This is a genomic window from Natronorubrum amylolyticum (genome assembly GCF_052040145.1).
Lineage (GTDB): Archaea > Halobacteriota > Halobacteria > Halobacteriales > Natrialbaceae > Natronorubrum.
On record NZ_JBPPFW010000006.1, the window covers coordinates 39,087 to 59,462 of the forward strand.

Genomic DNA, 20,376 nt, shown 5'->3' on the forward strand with positions numbered 1-20,376 from the left:
TCGAATTCGCCTATCGTTACTCAACGGGTGGACCACCACGCTTCAACTAGTATCCGACCTCGAATACAGACGGCACGCGTGAGATCCCTCTCCAGTTTGTCGCTGCTGTCGCGGTGATCAATCACTCCTCTTGGCGGGGATTTACTCGCGGCCCTTCGCCGTGCCAGCGGCGATGAAGTGATCAGTTCAGCCCGCTGTATTTGAATAACGTATCAGAATATCCCCGTGGGATAAGGGTAACATCCCTCTCAGTAATATTGTATAGTAGTCCCAAAAGCATTATACGCACACTCCGGCTAGTAGGTCGTAAGTAGTAATCCATGAACTGCACACAACTGGGCACGAGCGGGGGTCGATACGCGTGATCGATGTCGCAGCGCTTTCCGCACCGGTACAGGCAACGTTGCTCGTCAGCGTCGTGTTTCTACAGGCGGTCGCCCTCTACGTCGGCTACGGGCTCCTCGAGCGAGTCGCATCACTACTGATCGAAGCGATCACGGGCGCGTAATCGATGGAAGTGCTGGGACTCGATCCGGCGCTGGTGGTGCTGTTCGTGAGCTTCGGATTCATGGTCGGTGTGCTGTTCGGATTCTTCGGAATGGGCGGTTCGTTCCTGATCACTCCGACCCTGCTCATCCTCGATTACCCTGCATCCGTCGCGATCGGCAGCGGCCTGGCGTTTTACTTCGGCACGTCCGTGATCGCGGTGTTGAAACACTACGACGTCGGGCAGGTCGACTACAAACTCGGGGCCGTGCTGTTCGTCGTTCTCTCGATCGGGATCGAACTCGGGAGTATGCTCGTGTTCGGTCTCGAGGAACTGGGGATCGCCGAACTCGTCACGGGCATCGCGTACGTGGTCTTGCTGGCGGGGATCGGGCTGTTGTTCCTGCATCGGGCCTACTCGCTCGACGACGGCGACGGGGGCGAGGACGACGTCGCCGACGACGAGATTCCGCCGGTCGCCCGGCGGATTCAGTCGTACACCGTTCCGCCAATGATCACGCTGACTTCTGGCGGACGGGCGTCGCTGTGGACGATCGTGGGCGCCGGCGGCAGCGTCGGTCTCATCTCGGGACTGATCGGCGTCGGCGGCGGATTCATCCGGATGCCGGCGATTTACTACCTCATCGGAACGCCACTGACGGCCGCGGTCGGGACCAGTCTGTTCGCCGGACTCTTCTCTGGCGCGTTCGGCACGTTCACCTACGGGATGTCGGGGGGCGTCGACCTCGTGGTCGTCTCGCTGTTGCTGGTCGGGAGCGCGCTCGGGGCGCGCATCGGCTCGGCGGCGACCACGGTTGTCGACGAGGACGAGTTGATCGTCTACTTCGGGCTGATGATGATGTTCGCCAGCGCGGGGATCGCCCTCAGCGAACTCGCTAACTGGCTCGGGACCGGTTCCCTCGACCTGTTGAGCGTACTCTTGCTCGTCGGTTCGTCGTTCGTCGTCGCGTCGATGATTCTTTATCACGTCCTGCAGTCGGTCGGTGCGGACGAACCGAACGCGTCGGCAGCCCCCGATGTCGACGACTGAGGCCGTCGAGGAAATTCGGGACAGCGACTCGATCCTTGGTAACGGACAGGTCGGCGCGGCCTACGGACTGTTCTCAGTACGGATCGCTCACTAGTATTGTAGAAAAACCACAACAACAACGCTTCCCTGCTGTAACACTCGAACTACCAGTGAGAAATATGATCTACGGAACGTGCGATTAACCCGCCTTCCTGATCGATAAGCCTTCTTCGCACCCCAGAATCCCCTCATTGGACTTGTGCAATATTGTAACCCATATACAAAACTGTTAAGTTGAGGCGGCGCATACGCCAACCTGTAATGACTGAAACCGTTACCGGGTCGACGACGTCGCAATCACACGGTCCACAGCAGTACGTCAACAAACTCCTGGGTGCGTTCCTGGGAATCGCGGTGATCGGCTGGGGAGCCAGCGTCTTCCTCACCGCGGTTCACTTCTGGGCGCTGCCGCTACCGTCCGGGATCGAACCCGAGGGAAGTATGGCCGTTATCACGAGCACCTGGGCGTATATCGGCCCGATCCCGCTTGCGTTGCTCGGCGCGGGCTACTACGTGACGATGCTCGTACTGGGCGGGCTCTGGCTCGAGACGAAACACGAACTGTTAGAGCGGGGGATCTTCCTGATCACGCTGGGCGGACTCGCCGCGTCGGCGTACTTCGTCTACCTCCAGCTGGGCGTGATCGGTGAAATCTGTCCGTTCTGTATGCTCTCCGCCGCGGCGACGACGAGCCTGTTCGCGATCGAAGCGACTGTGAAGTCCCTCGGTGGTGCAAGCGCCGCGCCAACGGTTTCGAGTACGCGAGTCTGGCCGCCGGTGATCGTTGCAACGGTCGGTATCACGCTCGTCGCGATGTACGGAATCACGCTCGCTCCCATTCCGGGGGTCTAACGTCGCTGGCCGAAATCTCTGAGACGTTCTGTACGTGCCGGTGAGTCGGTATTCGGGTCGAACTCGGAATTTTCGCTCGAGTCGGGTCGACGAGTCCGACTGCTGGCTTCGACGCTCGCTGTTCGATCGCGAAGCAATCGTAGAACCCTAGCGCTGGTCGTTGAGACGCTTATACAGCGTAATTGCGCAATATTCACACAACCCTTATACCGACGCGGCTCCTCTCTCGGGACAGTACAATGGCTAACTCGATGGCAGAACAACTCCAGCAGGATATGGAGTGTGAGGGACTGTTGGAGTGTATTCACGGTCTCAAACAGCTCGACAAGGAGTGTTTCCGGGCGATGGTCGAAAGCGATGAACCGCTGACGATCGACGAAGTCGCAGAGCGGGTCGATCGCGAGCGCTCGACCGCCTATCGATCGATCCAGCGCCTGCTCCAGAGCGGCTTCATCCAGAAAGAGCAGGTTAACTACGATCAGGGTGGCTACTACCACGTCTACTACCCGACGGATCCCACTCAGATCTCGAACGACATGCAGCGGATGCTCAACGACTGGTACGCGAAGATGGGTCAGCTCATCCAGGAGTTCGAGGACAAGTACGAACACGTCGAGGACACCCCCACACCCGTCGAGGGATAGCCCCCGGCTCTCTCCAGAGCCGTGCTGATTTCACGACCCCGATCGAGTTCCCACGCGGTTGTGTGTTAGTCATACACGTCTGTCGCACACCTCACTCGACTCATCTGTGGTGTTGCGTTCGTCCCAACATTCGTTCGGAAGATGGGGTATGCTTCGATACCGCGTCAAATCTCGATGTATTCCTCGAAACCGGCCGCTGTCGACGCAATCTGGTTTACTGACTGCTACGTGACCAGTACTTTCGAGAACCATCGACGGCTATCTCTCCCAACCAATATTGTGCAATATTCACAAAGAACTTAAATACTCGAGGGCTGTACGAGGACGTGATGACAGTTGATGCATACGGCGGCTCACCCGAACAGTCGATCGACGAACCAATCCACATCGACGGCAAGCGTCATCTCGACGAGATTGTCGACGAGCACGACGTCGTACTCGTGGACTTCTTCGCGACGTGGTGTGGCCCGTGCCAGATGCTCGAGCCCATCCTCGATGGGCTGGCGGCCGAGACGGACGCCGTGATCGCGAAAGTCGACGTCGACGAACACCAGCAGCTCGCGGGCGCCTCCGGCGTCCGCGGCGTTCCGACGCTCGCGCTGTTCGCGAACGGCGAACAAGCTGAACGATACACCGGCGCACTGCCGGCGGACCGGCTCCGAGATCTGATCGAGGGATACACCGAATGAGCGGGAACTCGGAATCGATTGAGGCGTCCGCGACGTGGTGATCGTCGGCTCCGGTGTCGCCGGGCTCTCGGCGGCGGTGTACGCCGCGCGGGTGGATCTCGAGCCGCTCGTCCTCGAGGGACCGGAGCCAGGCGGATGGCTCGGGCTGACGACCGAGATGGAGAACTTCCTCGGTTTCCCCGGAGCGAGCCGTTTCGCCGGAGACGCACCAGTGTAGTCCTCACCTCGTGTCGGTTCCCTCGACCAGATCCGCGTCCGTCGGTCCCTGTCCGTCGAACTCGCGAACGAACCTGTCCAGCGTCGACGACTCTGCTGCGCCCGGTAGTTCGTTCGTTGCGGTGGTACACGCACGGTCCACGCCGAGCCTCTCACAGACGCGATCGGCCGTCACCTCGGCCATCCGCCGGTACGTCGTGAGCTTTCCGCCGACGACGCTGGCGAAGTTGTCCACGCGGCCGTCGGACGCGTGGTCGAGCACGTGGAATCCTCTGGAGATTCCACGTCCGCCTCGCGCGGCCTCTTCCGGTTCGTACAGCGGCCGAACGCCCCACCACGTCCGGACGTGTTCCGCGTCGGCGACGTCGGGGAGTATCGTCGCACACTCCGACACCGTCTCGTCGACCTCCCAGTCGGCGGTCTCGTACGCGTCGGGGTCGTCGACCGGCACGCTCGTCGTTCCGAGGACGACCTCTCCGTCATGGGGGACGATAATATCGCCGTCCGCGGGATCTCGACAGCGGTTGAGTACGGGCTCGAGTCCCTCGTAGCCGACCGAAATCATGACGCCTCGCGTCGGCCGCATCTCGACGTCGACGCCGGCCATGGCGGCCAGTTTGCCGGCGTGAGCGCCGGTCGCGTTCACGACGTACGTCGGTTCGACGGTCTCCGCGACGTCGCCGCCGAGCGAAACCGCAGCGATTCGGCCGTCTTCGACGGTCATCGACGTCACCGGCGCGTGGGGGAGGATTCGTGCGCCGTGGTCTCGAGCGTCCGCCGCGTTCGCGGCGACCAGTCGCGACGGAACGACGACGCCGTCGGGCACCCACATCGCGCGTTCGACCGCGTCCGCGAGGCCGGGAACCGCGTCGCGAGCGGTATCGCCGTCCACCACCTCGACCGGGATTCCGATCTCCTCACAGGCCGCGCGTTTCTCCTCGAAGTAGTCAGGATCGTCCCCGGCCAACTGGACGAACAGGCCACGCGTCTCTCGGACGCATTCTCCGCAGATCTCTCTAAGGACTCGGCTCTCCTCGAGACACTCGAGGGCTCCCTCGGCGTCGCTCTCGGCGTAGCGAGCGCCGCTATGGAGGAGCCCGTGAGACCGCCCCGTTGCACCGGCCGAGAGCCCGTCTCGGTCGACGAGCGTAACGTCCACTCCGCGCAGTGCGAGGTCCCTCGCGATTCCCGTCCCGGTCGCGCCGCCGCCGACGACGAGGACGTCCGGCTGGCTGTTCATACGAGAGCAAAGGGTTCCGTACGGAGGTACCTTTCACCTCACGAGTGAGGGGTATCGATGTGTCGGGTCTCGAGAACCGTCGCTATCCGTCTGGAACGTACTCTGGATTGACGACGTGGGAAGCGACTACTCGTAGCCGTTTATCGCCGTCGGAAAAGCATACGCCGAGGATCGTGGCATGATGATCTGGGATTGACGTATTCCATTGTGTCGGTTTCGCAGAACCACACAGGGGTAATGTCACAGATTCACAATGGTTAGGGTCGGGTTTCGGTCGGTGTGTGTCGAGTTCGTATCTTCATCACCTCATCTACAGTTACTGCACGTCCAATAATAAAGGTTATTGTGCGGACAACATCTGCTATTGGTGCTAACTTGTGGTCAAAGACTCATAAAAACTCCCCAAAAATATTCTATCGTCAAATTATTATATGTGTATTCGGCTGGTTTGTGGTCGGTTCTGGTCGAAACCGTCGCCGCGGTCGCGTCGGTCGTAATCCGGACGTCCGGGTCGAATCTTGGCTCGGGAGATCGTCGTCACTGTTGGACTCGAGGACGAATCCACAGTCGTCGTACTCGGAGAGGGTCCCGACTGGACCGCACGGGTACTCGGATCGAGATCGTCCTCATGCGATGACTGCCGGATCGACTTTCGAAACGACGTTGCCGCGCGCACTACCGGATGGCCTTCTCGGACGAGCGGTAGTAGCGGACGAAAGTGCCGATAGCGGCTGTTCCACACGCCGGTTCGATTTCTCGATTCCGGGTCAAAAACTGAACGATCGAAACCCCGCGGTCGACTCGCGTCTCAGGGAGACGGCTGTTCGCTCTCGACGCTGTCGGTGAACTTCTCGCGGACCTTCTCGATCTTCGGCGCCGCGTGCATCGTGCAGTAGGCGTCGTTGGGGTTCTTTTCGAAGTAGTTCTGGTGTTTCTCTTCGGCCTCGTAAAACGTCTCGAGGGGCTCGATCTCGGTGACGACGTCCTCGTAGAGCCCCTCGTTCTCGAGCTCCTCGGCGAACGCCTCGGCGGTCTCGAGTTGCTCGTCGTCGTGGGCGTAGACGGCCGACCGGTACTGACTCCCGACGTCCGGCCCCTGCCGGTTCAGCTGGGTCGGGTCGTGGATCGTAAAGAACACCTCGAGGAGGTCCTCGTAGGCGATCCGGTCGGGATCGTACTCGAGTTGAACGACCTCCGCGTGGCCGGTCCGTCCGGAACAGACCTCGCGGTAGGTGGGATCCTCGGTGTCGCCGCCGGCGTAGCCGGAGGTGACCGACTCGACGCCCTCGAGTTGTTCCATCGCCGCCTCGACACACCAGAAACAGCCGCCGCCGAACGTCGCGCGTTCCATGAGTGTTTGTAGGGGTCGCTCGAGGAAAGGTGTGACGGGTACCGACGCCGTTTGGTCGACGCTTCATTCATCACCGTCGGCTTCGTCCGCACTCGCTGCCGCGGTGCCAAGGGATTTCACGGGGGCCGATGAACGCCGGGGTATGTCCTGGGACACTGTCCAGCTCGATTGGGATGGAGACGTCGCAACGCTAACTGTCGACCGTCCGGAGGCGCTCAACGCGCTGAACGTGGCGACGCTCGAGGCGATGAGCGAGGCGCTCGCGGAAGCGGCCGACGAGGACGCCCGCGCGCTGATCCTGACGGGTGCCGGCGACGACGCGTTCATCGCCGGCGCGGATATCGAGTACATGAAGGACCTCTCGACCGCCGAGGGACAGGCGTGGGGCGAACTCGGCCACGACGTCGCGGACGCGCTCGAGGCGTTCCCCGCGCCGACCATCGCCGCCGTCAACGGCTACGCGTTCGGCGGCGGCTGCGAGATGGCCATCGCGTGCGACCTGCGCGTCGCGAGCGAGTCGGCCGTGATCGGCAACACGGAGATCGACCTCGGTATCATCCCCGGCTGGGGAGCCACCCAGCGACTGCCGGAACTCGTCGGCGACGAGACCGCGCGGCGGATGATCTTCCTCGGGGAACGCCTCGACGCCCAGTCGGCCGCCGAGGCGGGTATCTTCGGCGAAGTCGTAGCTGACGAGGACCTCGAGGCTACCGTCGACGAGTTAGCCGAGCGGATCGCGGCGAAGCCGGCCGTCGCGATGCGCGCGGCCAAACAGGCGCTCAACCAGCGCCACGAGGGATCACAGACGAGCGGGCTCGAGTACGAAAAACGGGCCTTCGCGAGCCTGTTCGGTACGCCGGATCAGCGCGAGGGGATGGAGGCGTTTGTCGAGAAACGGGATCCGGAGTTCGAGTAGTCTTCGGTGAGGGGGAGTGAACGGTAGCATCGACCAGCGTTTTGCGTAATTTTGCACAAGACACCCCTCCAGATGTCGACTGTAGCTGGTTGAAAGGGTGTGGTGAGGTCAAAGACGGCCTACTATCGAGTCTCGGAGTTTCGGACGATTGTCTCACGCGTAGGCAACAAAGGTCACACTCGTACTATTATAACAACTGAAACGATCTACACACCGATCGCAACGTCGTTCTGCGATCGGGTGCGCATTGACTTTCAGTGGCTACTATAGATCACTCGATTCCTGAGGTGGCTGAGCGTATCGATTCGTCTTCGTTCAGCGGGTGGTGGACAGGTTACTGGGTCGATCTAGAATATTCGGCACGCCCAGAACTACCGTTGAGACCGAGCGATAACGTCCGTGATCTCGTCGAATCGATTGTCCTCTGCCAGCACATCGATCGTCGTCTCCAAATCCGTACTCAGTTCCCAGTAGTACTTTGGACCGCCCCGAGATCCACCGCTCCGTTTCGTCCCGGATACGATCCCGATCATATCCAGTTCGTGCAGGTGACTCCGCACTCGCCGCATCGCGATCGCGTTCGTCTCTACTCGCTCTGTGATCGTCATATATCTCGAGTACACCTCCGGTGTCGGTGCTGCGGTGTCACCGTTTGCCGCCAGCGATGTCAACGAAACCAGTGTCAGTTGATCTTGGATCGTTAGGTCACGGATGCTTTGGGCCACGTTCGTTCGTTCGACGTACTCTTCTGCCTCCCGCACGTGGTCTTCGGTAACCGATTCGTCGTCATCGATTGCTGCGAACTCCCCCGCTTTGTACAGATACCGGATCGCCTGCCGCGCTGATCCCAAGTCTTGAGCAGCCAGTGCTGCACACAACGCTATCGCTTCGTCTGTAACTACCCCGTCGACGAATGCTTTCTCCGATCGGCGCTCGAGAATACTCCGCAGTTGGTTCGCATCGTACGGCGGGAAATGGATCTCTACCTCACAGAGTGAATCTTTCGCCCGTGGGTCCAGTTCGTCGTAAAACGTCATGTCGTTACTGATTCCGATCACACTGACGTCCATGTCTTCGATGTGACCGTTATCTCGCGCTCGTGGTAACTCGTACAGAAGCATATCCTTCTTGCCGATGTTATCTACTTCGTCGAGTACGACTACGACGATACCACCGATTTCCTGCAGCGCTACATACAACTCATCAAACACCTTTCGCTTCGGGTGTCCGTTCGGATTCTCACCGCTCAACTTCTCTACGAGATCACACGCAACCTGATACGACGAGTGATGTCCCTTGCACGTCTGGAAGAGCGTCGTCAACTGCACTCCACGACCCTCTACTTCCGTCTCGAGTTTCTCGAGTAGGAACCGCGCAGCCGCCGTTTTCCCCTGTCCCGGTTTCCCGTATAGGAACGCATTGTGTGGCGGAGCGTCGTTGAGAACGGGAGAGAGAACTTCTAATCCGAGCCGCTTAAGCTGTTGCTCTCGTTCTGGAAGTTCGTTCGGCGTGTAGCTCTCTTTAAGGACACGTTCGTGTTCAAAGATAGTCGATCGGTCCTGAAAGTACTCTCCCATAATGGGGCTGTCGAACCTCTCTCATATAACTGTAATGTCTGGAAAACCCGGGTATGTCCAGAAAGAACGACAGAGCGAGGACTGAACTACTCTCACCACACCCCCACCCGGGGGCGTCCGGAATTAATCGGACATATCGAGGGTAGGTTCTGTAGGATGGGACAGAACGTACCGTTCGAAGGTCAGTTTATCGAAGTGGTGGAACCGATCAGAATCGAAAACCAGCAGGGAACGATGTATCCGGGTCGTTTTGTGTCTCTCGCAAATAAGGGGCTACTAAATCTCTTTTGAACTTTTCTATACCTGCATTATTCACGACTTCTGTCCATATCCTTCTCGACCGCTTTTCTGGACGTCCCCGGGTGGACCCCCTACGCCTCGATCTGCACTCGAATCTCCTCGACGAGCCACGTGAAACGGGGGTAGTTGACGAGTACTGTGATAACAACTGAAACGGTTTACACACCGATTGCACAGCCGTCCTGCGATCCGGTATGCATTGATTTTCGTGGCTATCATATACCACGATGTCCGAAAGACCCGGGTACGTCCAGAAAAGACTAAACTGGTATACCACTGGGCCCGGGTGCGTCCGGAATTGGCTGAACGAACGGATCTAAAGCGGTGAGTAGTGTGGGATTTAGTGATTAACTATGTCTACGCGTTTTTCCCTCCTCACCTTCGACCGGTTTTTCTGGACGACCCCGGGACCCCCTCTGTTTCGGTGATCTTTCCGGACCCGTGGTACTGGGTTGGGGTCTTGCGAACGGTCAGCTATCCACCGTCCACCGCAACAACGCCCCGTCGTCGATTCGCTTCACGCTCTCGAGGCTCAACAGCGGGAACTCATCGACGAACCCGTCGCCGTCGGCCAGCGTCGGCGCGTCGCGGCCGCCGATGATCTTCCCGCCGACGTAGACGCTGAGCTCGTCGACCAAACCGGCCTCGAACAGCGAAAAGATGAGTTCGCCGCCGCCCTCGACCATGAGTCGGTCGAGTCCCTGTTCCTGCAGCGTCGCGAACGCGCGCAGGAGGTCGACTCGATTTTCGCCCGCGGTCACGAGCTCGGCGTGATCGGCGAGATCCATCCGCGAATCGATCGGTGCGGCCTCGCTCAGACAGACGTACGTCGCCGCCCGCGCGTCGAGGACGGCGGCATCGGCCGGCGTTCGCGCCCTCGAGTCGACGACCACCCGGGCGGGCTGGGCCGACTCGCCGCGCTCGAGTCGCCGTTCACAGAGCGTCTCGTCTTTGACAGTGAGACTGGGATCGTCCGCGAGAACGGTGCCGACACCGACGACGACGGCGTCGCTGTCGGCCCGGAGTCGATCGACGCGAGCGAAATCCTCCTCGCCGCTGATCGCGAGCTGCTCGCGACGGCGCGAGGAGAGTTTGCCGTCCGCGCTCATCGCTGCGTTGACGACGACGTGCATACACCTGCTGTGTGGCCGACCCTAAAGAAGATACTGAGGCGTCGCAGGCACGGGACTGCCGTTCGGCTGGAAAACGCGCTTTGCTCGATTGGACGTCCGGCTCGAAAACGTGCTCGCTACGCAACCGCGATCGACTGCGTTCGATTACGCGACTTCGATGTCGCCGACCATCGTTCCGGCGTGGGGTTCACAGACGTACTGGGCCATCTCGTCGGTGACCTCGTCGATTTCGAGGGTCTGTGTCTCTCCCTCCTCGTCGACGATGTCGGTCTCGTAGTCGTCGACGACTTCGTCGTTGTCGTCCCGGATTTCGATGTTGTGACCGACGCCGTCTAGGTTCTCCCACGTGATTTCGTAGGATTCGCCCTCCTGCAGGGTGAGCGTCGGATTCTCTTCGTCGGCGATCTCGTCGGGTGCGACGCCCTGCCAGGCCGACGTTTCGCCGCCGAGTTCGATCTCGCCGGGCTCGATCGCGTCCCCGTTACCGTTGTCTTCTTCGTCGCCGTTTTCTTCCTCTTCCTCACCGTTGGCGGGTTCCTCTTCCTCCCCGTTCGCGGGCTCCTCTTCGTCCTCGTCACCGGGTCCCTCGTCGCCGCCACAGCCAGCCAGCACCGCTGGCAGGACCGCGACGCCGGTCAGCTTGAGAATTCGTCGTCGGCTCTGTGAGTTGTCGGCTTTCATGTTGCGTCCTGACCTCTCTTCTCCGTTTGCATAACCTGCAAGCTGGCACTCTCATGGACGCAAACTCTGGCGTTTCGGGTGTGGGAGAGTGGATGAATCGAGCCGACAACGAGACCGGGAAAACGCGTCCTGGAACCGGGTCACCGACACCCCGGACTCCTCGTGCGAACGTTCGAGAGGCACACCGCTCGATCGAATTTCGAACCGCTCGTGTGCCGGTTCGGTTCTGGAAACTCAGCGATGGTCTCGTTCGTCGTCAGTCCCGCTCACCGACGCGCGACGACGGCGAACGTTTCGGGGCGATCGCGAACGGCGTCGATCGAGAACCCTGCCTCCTCGAACTGTGCGACGACCGCATCGGAGCCGAACCGTTCGTCCAGCGGCGGACCGTCGTCACCCGATCCGTCGGCGGACCAATCGACCGTGACCAGGCGACCCCCCGGGCGGAGCGCTCGAGCGAGCTCCGCGAAGGCCTCCTCGTCGGCGTACTCGTGGTGGGTGTTCACCGAGAACGCGCCGTCGAGTTCGTCCTCGTCGAACGGGAGCGAGGTAACGTTCGCGGTCACCAGGTCGACGTTCGCGGGCACGCCGTGTTCCCGAAACAGATCGTGCATTGCTGCTTGCACGTCGACGGCGTGGAGCGTCCCGACGAACGGGGCGACGTCTTTCGCGTAGAATCCGGTCCCCGAACCCAGGTCGGCGACGGTGGCGTCCGGCTCTGGATCGAGCAACTCGAGCAGTTCCTCTCGCGAACAGAAGCGATAGCGCGACGGATCGTCGAGGGCGTCAGCCCGTTCGACCGGGAACGTGTGAAATCCCATACCGTCGATTGGCCGGGGAGGGGCAAGAACGCACCCCTCTCAGACAGCAAGTCCAACGTCGACGATCACCATCACGACGAAGCCGACGACGAACGTGAGCGTGGCGGCGTCGGCGTAGCCGTGACCGTGGCTGGCCGGGATCATCTCCCGGAAGATAACGGCGATCATCGTCCCGGCGGCGAACCCCGCGGCGAGGGGGAAGAGTCCGGTGACGAGGGCGACGAGCGCGAATCCGAGCGCCGCCGCGATCGGTTCGGGAACGGCCCCGGAGAGAGTCGTGTACAGGATCGTCTTGGCGTTCGAGAGGCCGGTTCGACTCGCCGGGACGGCCATCGCGAAGCCGTCGGGGACGTTCTGGATCGCGATGGCGATGGCGAGCGCGATGCCGACGCCCTCGAGCCCGCCCGCGAACGCGATGCCGATCGCCAGCCCCTCCGGGACGTTGTGGATGGTGATCGCGCTGCCGACCAGCAGCGCTCGACGGCGGTTCTCGTCGGCGTCCTCACTGTCATCGTCTCCGTTATCGTCGGTCTCGCCACCGGCTTCCAACGTCACCTCGTCGGCCTTGATCGTCTCCTCTGCCTGCGCGGTCGGCGGATAGGTCCGGTCTCCTTCGTCCGCGATCAGCAGGTGGACGTGCGGGATGAGTCGGTTCGCGGCGAGCAAAAACACGCCGCCGAGGAGTATTCCGACGACGACCTCCCACAGCGAGCCGAACTCGAGTCCCGGGACGACGAGCGCGAAGACGGCCGCGCCGAACATGATCCCGGCGGCGAGCCCGAGCGCGGCGTCGTAAAAGCGGTGGCTGATGCGCTCGGTGACGACGATCGGTAGCGCACCGAGTCCGGTCGCCGCACCTGCAAGCCCCGCAATCGCGACGACTTCGACGATCGAAACCACAGTGAGTCCGATATTCACAGTGAGCGTCAAAAGCGTTCGTGTCGGCTGTCACCCCATCAATCGATCCGTCGGGGGTCGTCGCTCGAGCCCAGCAGGATTCGGTAGACGACGTAGCCGATCAGCAGGGCGAACGCGAGCGTCGCGACGGTTTCGGCGAACCAGATCGCGACGTACAGCGCTCGGGTGAGTATCCTGATGACGACGATTCCGCCGAAGATCGCGACGACGAACGCCAATCCACCGACTGCTGCGCCAACACGCTCCATACGATTACGTTCATTGCCACCGAAATGAACCTACTGTTGGTCGATCGATGACTGCCCGCTACTGTCCCAATCTGTTTCGTTTCATTTCGTCTCGTCCGGTTTCGTTTCTTTCACTTTCGCCCCGGTGCGGGAACGCTTTTTACACCCCCGCGCGAATATCCGGTGATGGAACTCGACAATCATGCCGAGGATCTTGCCTCCGACCTCGGTGTCGACAAAGAGGAGGTCAAAGCGGACCTGCAGAACCTCGTGGAGTACAGCGTCCCCATCGACGAAGCCAAACAGAGCCTTCGCCGGAAGTACGGCGACGGCTCGAGCGGCGGCGGTGGGGCTCCCTCGAGCAAGGATATCGGCGACATCACACCGGAGGACGGCAACGTCACCGTCACCGGCGTCGTGCTGACGGCCGGTAAACGGTCGATTCGGTATCAGGGCGACGACCTCGAAATCGTCGAGGGCCGACTCGCCGACGAGACCGGCGTGATCGACTACACCTCCTGGGAGGACTTCGGACTCTCCCCGGGCGATACGATTACGGCGGGCAACGCGGGCGTCCGCGAGTGGGACGGCGAACCGGAACTCAACCTCGGCGAGAGCACGTCGCTGTCGTTCGAGGACGAGTCGTTCGATGTCGACTACGAGATCGGCGGTGAGGCCCAACTCGCCGACCTGCAGACGGGCGACCGCGCGGTCACCGTCGAAGTGACGGTCGTCGACTGCGAGCGCCGGACGATCGACGGCCGTGACGGCGAGACCGAAATTCTGAGCGGCGTCTTCGGCGACGAGAGCGGCCGACTCCCCTTTACGAACTGGGATCCGGTCCCCGCGATCGAAGACGGCGGGACGATTCGCATCGAGAACGCGTTCGTCCAGGAGTTCCGCGGCGTCCCCGAAGTCAACGTCTCGGAGTTCTCGACCGTCTCCGCGATCGACCGCGAGATCGACGTCGGCGCCGACGCGACGACGATGGACGTCGGCGAAGCCGTCCACACGGGCGGCATCTACGACGTCGAAGTCAACGGTAACGTCATCGCCGTCCGCGACGGCTCGGGACTGATCCAGCGCTGTCCCGAGTGCTACCGCGTCATTCAGAAGGGCCAGTGCCGAACCCACGGCAGCGTCGACGGCGTCGACGACCTTCGCGTGAAGGCGATCCTCGACGACGGCACCGGAGCCGTCACAGTCGTCCTCGACGACGAACTGACCCAACAGGTCTACGACGGGACGCTCGAGGACGCCCTCGAACAGGCCCGCGAGGCCATGGACCAGGAGGTCGTCGCGGACACGATCCGAGAGCGTATCGTGGGTCGCGAGTACCGCGTGCGCGGACACCTCTCGGTCGACGAGTACGGCGCGAACCTCGACGCCGAGGACTTCGAGGAGAGCGGTGACGATCCGGAAGCCCGTGCGAGTGCCTTCCTCACGGAGGTGGATGCATGAGCGCAACGGACGAGAACGGCGAGGAGATTCCCACTCGAGAGATTGCCTACCGGCTGTTCGCGGCTGAGTACGACGACGCCTCGTTCTCCTACGCCGAGAGCGATGAGGAACGAGCCCCCAACTACGTCATCTCGCCGACCGGCGCGCGACTCAACCGGCTCTTCGCCGTCGGTACCCTGACGGAGATCACGTCGGTCAACGAGGAGATGGTTCGCGCCCGCGTGGTCGATCCGACGGGCGCCTTCGTCGTCTACGCCGGCCAGTATCAGCCCGACGCGTTGGCGACCTTAGAACAGCTCGAGCCGCCCGCGTTCGTCGCGGTGACGGGCAAGGCCCGGACGTTCCAGCCCGACGACTCGGAGCAGGTCTACACCTCGATCCGGCCGGAGAGCATCGCGACGGTCGACGCCGATACCCGCGACCGCTGGGTCGTTAGCGCGGCCGAACAGACCGTCGACCGCATCGGCACGTACGCCACCGCAGCCGAGAGCGACGCGAGCGGCGATGCGTTGGCCGACGCACTCCGCGAAGCCGGCGTCGAATCCGGCCTCGCCGCCGGCATCCCGCTCGCGCTGGATCACTACGGGACCACCCCAGCGTATCTCGAGGCCCTGCGTGACTGCGCTCTCGAGGCGGTCGAGGTCGTCGCCGGCGAGCGCGATCAGGTGACGCCGCTGTCGCTCCAGCCGGGCGACTCGTCCGACGCCGACGCGACGTTTTCGTCGCTCGCGGCGCACGCTGACGTCGATCTCTCGAGCCTCGAATCGGCCATCGAGGCCGAATCCGACGCAGAAGCACAGCCGGCGGAACCGGCCGCGGCAACAGCTGGCGTCGGCGATGCCGAGACGGACGGAAGCGCGGGCACCGGCTCCGAATCGATCGATGCCGGATCGGCGGCCGGAACGGCGACCGGGAGCGAGCCCGACGCTGCCTCCGACGCGGCGTCCGCGGCGGCTGACGAGGCGGCTGATAGCGCCCTCGAGTCCGAGTCGGCCGCCGATACGGAGACGGATACGGATACCGGCGACTCGGCGGCAGCAGCTGATACCGACGAGACGACGGCGACCAGCGAGGCGACGGCGGCCGACATTGTCGACGAGACCGACGAGCAGACCCCGTCGTTCGACGAGTCGTCCGACGTCGACGAGACCGTCGACACCGACGATTCCGCTGGGACCGACGTCGTGGAGGCGGACGAGGGAGCCGAGGACGACCTCGGCGACTTCGACGCGGGTGACTCGGGCATGTACGAGATGGACGACGAGGAGCGCGAACAGCTAGAGGAGGAGTTCGGCGCCGAGTTTACGACCGGAAGCGAGGTCGAAGAGCCCGGCGAGGCGGGAATCGACGTTCCCGAACCCGACGACGAACTCGAGGATGCTGCTGACGCCGAATCCGTCGGTGACGCCGACTCCGCTGACACCGGGGCCGAGCCCGATGACGACCTCGGTGAACCGCCGGCGTCCGGCCTCGAGACCGAATCGGAATCCGATGCTGCGGCGACTGACGACGGCGACTCCGAGGCGGACGACGAGACCGACGTCGAAGCCGACGACATCGATGCGACCGACGATACGGCACCGTCCGAATCGGACGCCGAATCCGAAAGCGACGCGGACGAGGAGCCAGCCGAGGACGTGGATCTGGAGGACTACGTCGTCGATACGATGGCGGATCTCGACGGCGGCGACGGTGCCGACCGATCGACGGTCGTCGAGACGGTCGCCGACGAGACCGGCGCGTCCGAAGACGAGGTCGAAGACGCCATCCAGGACGCGCTGATGGGCGGCCAGTGTTACGAACCGAACGACGAGACGCTGAAGCCGATCTAACGCCTCGAGCCCACGATGTCCGAGGAGTCCCGTCGACCGGCCGCGGCGCGCGTCGAACCAGTTCCCGACGAACCGGCTGCAATCGCCACCGTCGGAACCGAACGCGCGCTGCTCGTCGCCGACTACCACGCGGGCTACGAGGCCGGCCTGCGGTACGAACGCGGCGTCGACGTGCCGAGCAAGGCCCCCGAGCGCCGCGAGCGACTGCTCGACGTACTCGAGGACTCCGATCCCGATCGACTCGTCGTCCTCGGGGACCTTATGCACTCCATCGGCGACCCGGGCGGGGCCGAACGCGGCGAACTCGAGGTGCTGTTCGAGGCGTTTCCGCCGACGCTCGCCGTCACGGTCGTCAAGGGCAACCACGACGGCGGGATCGAGAGCTGGCTGACCCCCGAAACCCCAGGCGAGGCGGCCGCACTCGAGTTCGACACCGACACCGTGACGGTCGTCCCCGGGAACGGGATTGCGCTCGGGGATCGAGCCCTCGGCGTCTGTCACGGCCACACCTGGCCCGCGCCGGCCGCGCTCGAGTGTGACGTGCTCTGTCTGGGCCACGAACACCCCTGCGTTCGCCTCGAGGACGAGGTCGGCGGGAGTCGCGTCGAACGGGCGTGGCTCCGGGGGCGACTCGATCCGACGCCGTTTCGAGACCGCACCGAGTACGAGGGACTCCCGTGGCTCGCTGATTCAGACGTAACGCCGCCACGAGTCGTCGTGGTGCCGGCGTTCAACGACCTCGTCGGCGGGACGTGGGTGAACCTGGCGAATCAGTCGTTCCTCTCGCCGTTTTTGCCCGCAGGGCTCGCCGACGGTGAGGCGTATCTGCTCGACGGAACGCGACTCGGCGCGTACCAGTTGGTGTAAGGTCGCGCTCCGACTCCGGTGAACGGACGTCGAATCGCTATCCCGCAGTGCCGAGAACGCGACGTCCGGCGATGGAAACCTACCGCCTCGAGGTGTGCGAAACTGAGACCAGCGGATTCGAGCTTCGACTCCCCGGCGACCGAGACGAACTGACGCGTGGCTCCGTTGCCGACGACGAGTGGGACCTGAGCCGAACGAGTGCTAGAATCCGACGACCGACCGTCACCGTACGTCGATTCGGGACCCGACAATCAGTGATCCGGGAAATTGAGTTTCCGGGCGACGCTGCTGCTGAGCCGATCGGTCAGTGGACTTCGATCGACCGCGAGCCGCTGGTGCAGTCGGTGCTGCACGAGACACGGAAGCGCGGAGACGGCGGGCAGCAGTATGCCGGCGGTCCAGACGTTTCCGCCGCCGAGAATCCACGCGAGGCTGGCGAGCCCGACGACGGACAGCAGGAGCCCCGAGCCGAAATACGCTCGGACGAGTCGTGGCGCTCGAGCCCGCTGCTCGTCGGTGTACGAGCGCGCATCGTACGCACAGACGACGCCGCCGAGGACGAAGCCAAACGCGAGGAAGCCGTACAACGCGGTGAGCATAGCCGATTGTTACTCGTGCTGTCATATAGTCGTTCTCCATCCGACAGCTCGAGCGACGGTCGGTACGACCGACGAGTTCGTCCGCCGACGCGACTGATGGAATCGACCGACGGCGTTACCGCTCGACGGTTTTCGACTCGATTCGGTCCCCGTCGCGCCACTGGTAGTAGTGGTAGGTTGTCCCGGCGATCTCCTTGACGGTGACGCTCGCTCGCTCCGGGACGTCCGACGGGTACTCGAGTTCGTCGCCGACACTCGTCTCGCTCTCGTCGCGATCACCGGTGTCATCGCCGGGTGTCGCTTCCGCACCCGGCGGTCGCTCGTCGTCGAGTTCGGCCGTTTTCCACGCCGCGAGATCGTCGAGGTAGCTACCGACGGTGCGAAGCGTGTCGGCGTCTCGACGCTCGAGTTCGTCCAGCAGGTCGTCGAGCTCTCGATCGATATCGGTCGGCGGCTGGGGTCGATCGCGCGTCGTCATCGCTCACCCGCGGATTCGGAGTCCGATCCCAAACGTCCACCGGTCCCGTTCGAATCTCGCCTCCGAATCCCGATCGCGTCGCGTTCTCCCGAGGCTGACAGTCCGCCGGACGGCCTACTAGAGCCCTCCGTGGGATATATACACAATCCACGCGGGAATTTATGTACACGAGCGAGGACGGTGTTGGTGACAATGAATCCACAGCAATACCGTCCGCGGCCAACGATCGAACCGATTCCCGACGACCTCGAGTCGGCGCAGGCGAAACTCGTCTACGTCTACCTCGAGGCGACCGGCGGTGCGACCGCCGAAGAACTGTGTGCGACGCTGTCGCTGCAGAAACTTTCGATTCTGAGTATTCTGAACGCGCTGTCGAGCGCCGGGTTCGTCGAGCGGCAAGCGAACGAGTACGTCGTCGCGAACTGAAAACGGCGCAGCGGGTGACGGAGTCGGCAGTCGTCGGTACGTTCCTCGACACTCGAGACTCGCTTCCGCACTATACGCGGGACGTTCGTGGAGCGACTGGGCTGGCGATCAGAACGTCTCGAGGTAACGGTCGAGTTCCCAGTCGGAAACGTCGACGAGGTAGTCCTCGAACTCCTGGCTCTTCGCTTCGACGAACTTCGGCCCGATGTGCTCGCCGAGCGCGTCGTAGATGACTTCGTCCGCCTCTAAGGCGTCGACGGCCTCGCCGAGGTTCGACGGCAGCGTCTCGATGCCGTACTCCTCGCGTTTTTCCTCGTCGAACTCGTAGATGTTCTCCCGAACCGGGTCGGGTGCTTCGAGGCCCTTTTCGATACCCTCGAGACCCGCCTGGATCATGACGGCGAAGGCGAGGTAGGGGTTACACGACGGGTCCGGCGAGCGCAGTTCGATGCGCGAGGCGGCCGGGACGCGTGCGGCCGGCTTGCGGACGAGCGCCGAGCGGTTACGGTCGGACCAGGCGACGTAGACGGGCGCTTCGTAGCCCGGAACCAGGCGCTTGTAACTGTTGACTGTCGGGTTCGCGACCGCCGTGATCGCCGGCGCGTGCTCGAGGATGCCGGCGAGGTAGGAGTGGGCGGTGTCGCTGAGGTTGAACTCGTCGTCCTCGTCGTGGAACGCGTTCTCGCCGTCCTCGGTCATCAGCGACATGTGGGTGTGCATGCCCGAGCCGTTGATTTTCGGGATCGGTTTCGGCATGAACGTCGCGTGCAGGTCGTGTTCGGCCGCGATGGCGCGAACGACGGTGCGGAAGGTACCGACGTTGTCGGCGGTCGTCAGCGCGTCGTCGTACTCGAAGTTGATCTCGTACTGGCCGCGAGCGACCTCGTGGTGGCTGGCTTCGATCTCGAAGCCCATGTCCTCGAGGCCGTAGATGATGTCGCGGCGGACGTCGCTGGCGAGGTCTTTCGGTGCGAGGTCGAAGTAGCCACCGTGGTCGGCGGTCTCGGTCGTCGCGCGACCGTCTTCGTCCTCTTGGAACATGAAGAACTCCGGTTCGGGCGCGAAGTTGATCTCGTAGCCCATCTCGTTGGCGCGCTCGATCGCCTGTTTGAGGACGTGACGTGGGTCACCTTCGAACGGTTCGCCCGTCGAGGTGTCGTAGACGTCACAGATCATTCGGGCCGAGGCGCCGTCCTCGCGCTGTCTCCACGGGAGAACGGCGAACGTGTTCGGATCCGGAACCAGACGCATGTCCGATTCCTGGATGCGCACGAAGCCTTCGATCGAGGAGCCATCGAAGTAGATGCCGTCGGTAAACGCCTTCTCGGCCTGCCGTGCCGGCACCGAGACGTTCTTCACTGTTCCCAGAATGTCGGTGAACTGGAGTCGCAGGAAGTCGATATCTTTCGATTCGATCTCGTCCAGCACGTCTTCTTCTGCGGTGGTGAGATTTCCGCTTGTCATCTTTTTCTCGACTCGAATAATGGATTCTACTATTAAAGCTCTGCTGTTGTGGGCGAATATCACTATGAAGTATAATCGATGGACGAATGTCGTTTAATATAGGGCGTA

21 protein-coding genes and 1 pseudogene are annotated in these 20,376 nt (G+C 62.5%); 11 read left to right on the plus strand and 11 right to left on the minus strand.

All coding sequences use genetic code 11. The annotated features are described in order from the left end of the window. The first annotated feature begins 361 nt into the window (after nt 1–361). The 6 genes and pseudogenes from ACSFDB_RS19545 to ACSFDB_RS19570 all read left to right on the plus strand — a co-directional run. Entirely contained in the window at nt 362–508 is a 147-nt protein-coding gene (locus ACSFDB_RS19545) for a DUF7512 family protein (protein ID WP_440772579.1), read from the plus strand. Nucleotides 509–511: 3 nt separating this feature from the next. After that, nucleotides 512–1,537, plus strand: a complete 1,026-nt coding sequence (locus ACSFDB_RS19550; RefSeq protein WP_440772580.1) for a sulfite exporter TauE/SafE family protein — start codon at nt 512–514, stop codon at nt 1,535–1,537. A gap of 300 nt (nt 1,538–1,837) precedes the next feature. Beyond that, entirely contained in the window at nt 1,838–2,428 is a 591-nt protein-coding gene (locus ACSFDB_RS19555) for a vitamin K epoxide reductase family protein (RefSeq protein WP_440772581.1), read from the plus strand. A 239-nt stretch (nt 2,429–2,667) separates the two neighbouring features. Next, nucleotides 2,668–3,072, plus strand: a complete 405-nt coding sequence (locus tag ACSFDB_RS19560) for a helix-turn-helix domain-containing protein (RefSeq protein WP_440772582.1) — start codon at nt 2,668–2,670, stop codon at nt 3,070–3,072. A gap of 329 nt (nt 3,073–3,401) precedes the next feature. Continuing rightward, nucleotides 3,402–3,761, plus strand: a complete 360-nt coding sequence (gene trxA / locus ACSFDB_RS19565) for a thioredoxin (protein ID WP_440772583.1) — start codon at nt 3,402–3,404, stop codon at nt 3,759–3,761. A gap of 34 nt (nt 3,762–3,795) precedes the next feature. Continuing rightward, a pseudogene (locus ACSFDB_RS19570) lies at nt 3,796–3,942 on the plus strand (NAD(P)-binding protein); the annotation flags it as partial. Between the two features lie 39 nt (nt 3,943–3,981). On the opposite strand, the gene ACSFDB_RS19575 reads toward ACSFDB_RS19570, so the two are convergent. Both ACSFDB_RS19575 and msrA read right to left on the minus strand, forming a co-directional pair. After that, the gene (locus ACSFDB_RS19575; RefSeq protein WP_440772584.1) at nt 3,982–5,217 is read right to left on the minus strand and encodes an FAD-dependent oxidoreductase; all 1,236 of its coding nucleotides are present in this window, start codon (nt 5,215–5,217) and stop codon (nt 3,982–3,984) included. A gap of 808 nt (nt 5,218–6,025) precedes the next feature. Next, nucleotides 6,026–6,568: a peptide-methionine (S)-S-oxide reductase MsrA gene (gene msrA, locus ACSFDB_RS19580; RefSeq protein WP_440772585.1), complete on the minus strand. Its 543-nt coding sequence runs from the start codon at nt 6,566–6,568 to the stop codon at nt 6,026–6,028. Between the two features lie 142 nt (nt 6,569–6,710). Between msrA and ACSFDB_RS19585 the strand changes: the two genes are divergently transcribed. Further along, entirely contained in the window at nt 6,711–7,484 is a 774-nt protein-coding gene (locus ACSFDB_RS19585; RefSeq protein WP_440772586.1) for an enoyl-CoA hydratase/isomerase family protein, read from the plus strand. Between the two features lie 371 nt (nt 7,485–7,855). Here ACSFDB_RS19585 and ACSFDB_RS19590 read toward each other — a convergent pair whose 3' ends face one another. The 6 genes from ACSFDB_RS19590 to ACSFDB_RS19615 form a co-directional block, all read right to left on the minus strand. After that, nucleotides 7,856–9,061: a Cdc6/Cdc18 family protein gene (locus ACSFDB_RS19590; protein WP_440772587.1), complete on the minus strand. Its 1,206-nt coding sequence runs from the start codon at nt 9,059–9,061 to the stop codon at nt 7,856–7,858. 770 nt (nt 9,062–9,831) lie between these two features. Then, on the minus strand, nt 9,832–10,494 hold the full coding sequence (locus ACSFDB_RS19595; RefSeq protein ID WP_440772588.1) for a 2,5-diamino-6-(ribosylamino)-4(3H)-pyrimidinone 5'-phosphate reductase: 663 nt from the start codon (nt 10,492–10,494) through the stop codon (nt 9,832–9,834). Between the two features lie 144 nt (nt 10,495–10,638). After that, complete coding sequence (locus ACSFDB_RS19600; protein WP_440772589.1) at nt 10,639–11,175, minus strand: cupredoxin domain-containing protein; 537 nt, start codon at nt 11,173–11,175, stop codon at nt 10,639–10,641. Between the two features lie 266 nt (nt 11,176–11,441). After that, on the minus strand, nt 11,442–11,996 hold the full coding sequence (locus tag ACSFDB_RS19605) for a class I SAM-dependent methyltransferase (protein ID WP_440772590.1): 555 nt from the start codon (nt 11,994–11,996) through the stop codon (nt 11,442–11,444). Between the two features lie 39 nt (nt 11,997–12,035). Continuing rightward, nucleotides 12,036–12,896, minus strand: coding sequence for a ZIP family metal transporter (locus ACSFDB_RS19610; protein ID WP_440772591.1), 861 nt, complete (start codon nt 12,894–12,896; stop codon nt 12,036–12,038). A 56-nt stretch (nt 12,897–12,952) separates the two neighbouring features. Then, nucleotides 12,953–13,162, minus strand: a complete 210-nt coding sequence (locus tag ACSFDB_RS19615; RefSeq protein WP_090311597.1) for a hypothetical protein — start codon at nt 13,160–13,162, stop codon at nt 12,953–12,955. Nucleotides 13,163–13,327: 165 nt separating this feature from the next. Here ACSFDB_RS19615 and ACSFDB_RS19620 point away from each other — a divergent pair, with 165 nt between their 5' ends. From ACSFDB_RS19620 to ACSFDB_RS19630, 3 genes are read left to right on the plus strand one after another with little or no spacing between them, the layout of a single operon-like run. After that, on the plus strand, nt 13,328–14,602 hold the full coding sequence (locus ACSFDB_RS19620) for a Single-stranded DNA binding protein (protein ID WP_440772592.1): 1,275 nt from the start codon (nt 13,328–13,330) through the stop codon (nt 14,600–14,602). After that, on the plus strand, nt 14,599–16,434 hold the full coding sequence (locus ACSFDB_RS19625; protein WP_440772593.1) for an RPA family protein: 1,836 nt from the start codon (nt 14,599–14,601) through the stop codon (nt 16,432–16,434). The genes ACSFDB_RS19620 and ACSFDB_RS19625 overlap by 4 nt, the downstream gene beginning before the upstream one ends. A gap of 15 nt (nt 16,435–16,449) precedes the next feature. Then, nucleotides 16,450–17,301 carry a metallophosphoesterase gene (locus tag ACSFDB_RS19630; RefSeq protein WP_440772594.1) on the plus strand — a complete coding sequence of 284 codons (852 nt, stop codon included), beginning with the start codon at nt 16,450–16,452 and terminating at the stop codon, nt 17,299–17,301. Nucleotides 17,302–17,552: 251 nt separating this feature from the next. Here ACSFDB_RS19630 and ACSFDB_RS19635 read toward each other — a convergent pair whose 3' ends face one another. Together ACSFDB_RS19635 and ACSFDB_RS19640 are read right to left on the minus strand one after the other, a co-directional pair. Continuing rightward, on the minus strand, nt 17,553–17,900 hold the full coding sequence (locus tag ACSFDB_RS19635) for a hypothetical protein (RefSeq protein WP_440772595.1): 348 nt from the start codon (nt 17,898–17,900) through the stop codon (nt 17,553–17,555). Between the two features lie 115 nt (nt 17,901–18,015). Continuing rightward, nucleotides 18,016–18,378 carry a hypothetical protein gene (locus ACSFDB_RS19640; protein WP_440772596.1) on the minus strand — a complete coding sequence of 121 codons (363 nt, stop codon included), beginning with the start codon at nt 18,376–18,378 and terminating at the stop codon, nt 18,016–18,018. Nucleotides 18,379–18,570: 192 nt separating this feature from the next. On the opposite strand from ACSFDB_RS19640, the gene ACSFDB_RS19645 reads away from it, so the two are divergent. Next, a complete protein-coding gene (locus tag ACSFDB_RS19645; protein ID WP_440772597.1) occupies nt 18,571–18,804 on the plus strand; it encodes a MarR family transcriptional regulator in 234 nt (77 codons plus the stop codon). A 108-nt stretch (nt 18,805–18,912) separates the two neighbouring features. Here the strand turns inward: ACSFDB_RS19645 and glnA are convergent, their stop codons facing one another. Then, nucleotides 18,913–20,268, minus strand: a complete 1,356-nt coding sequence (glnA, locus tag ACSFDB_RS19650) for a type I glutamate--ammonia ligase (RefSeq protein WP_440772598.1) — start codon at nt 20,266–20,268, stop codon at nt 18,913–18,915. Nucleotides 20,269–20,376 lie beyond the last annotated feature (108 nt).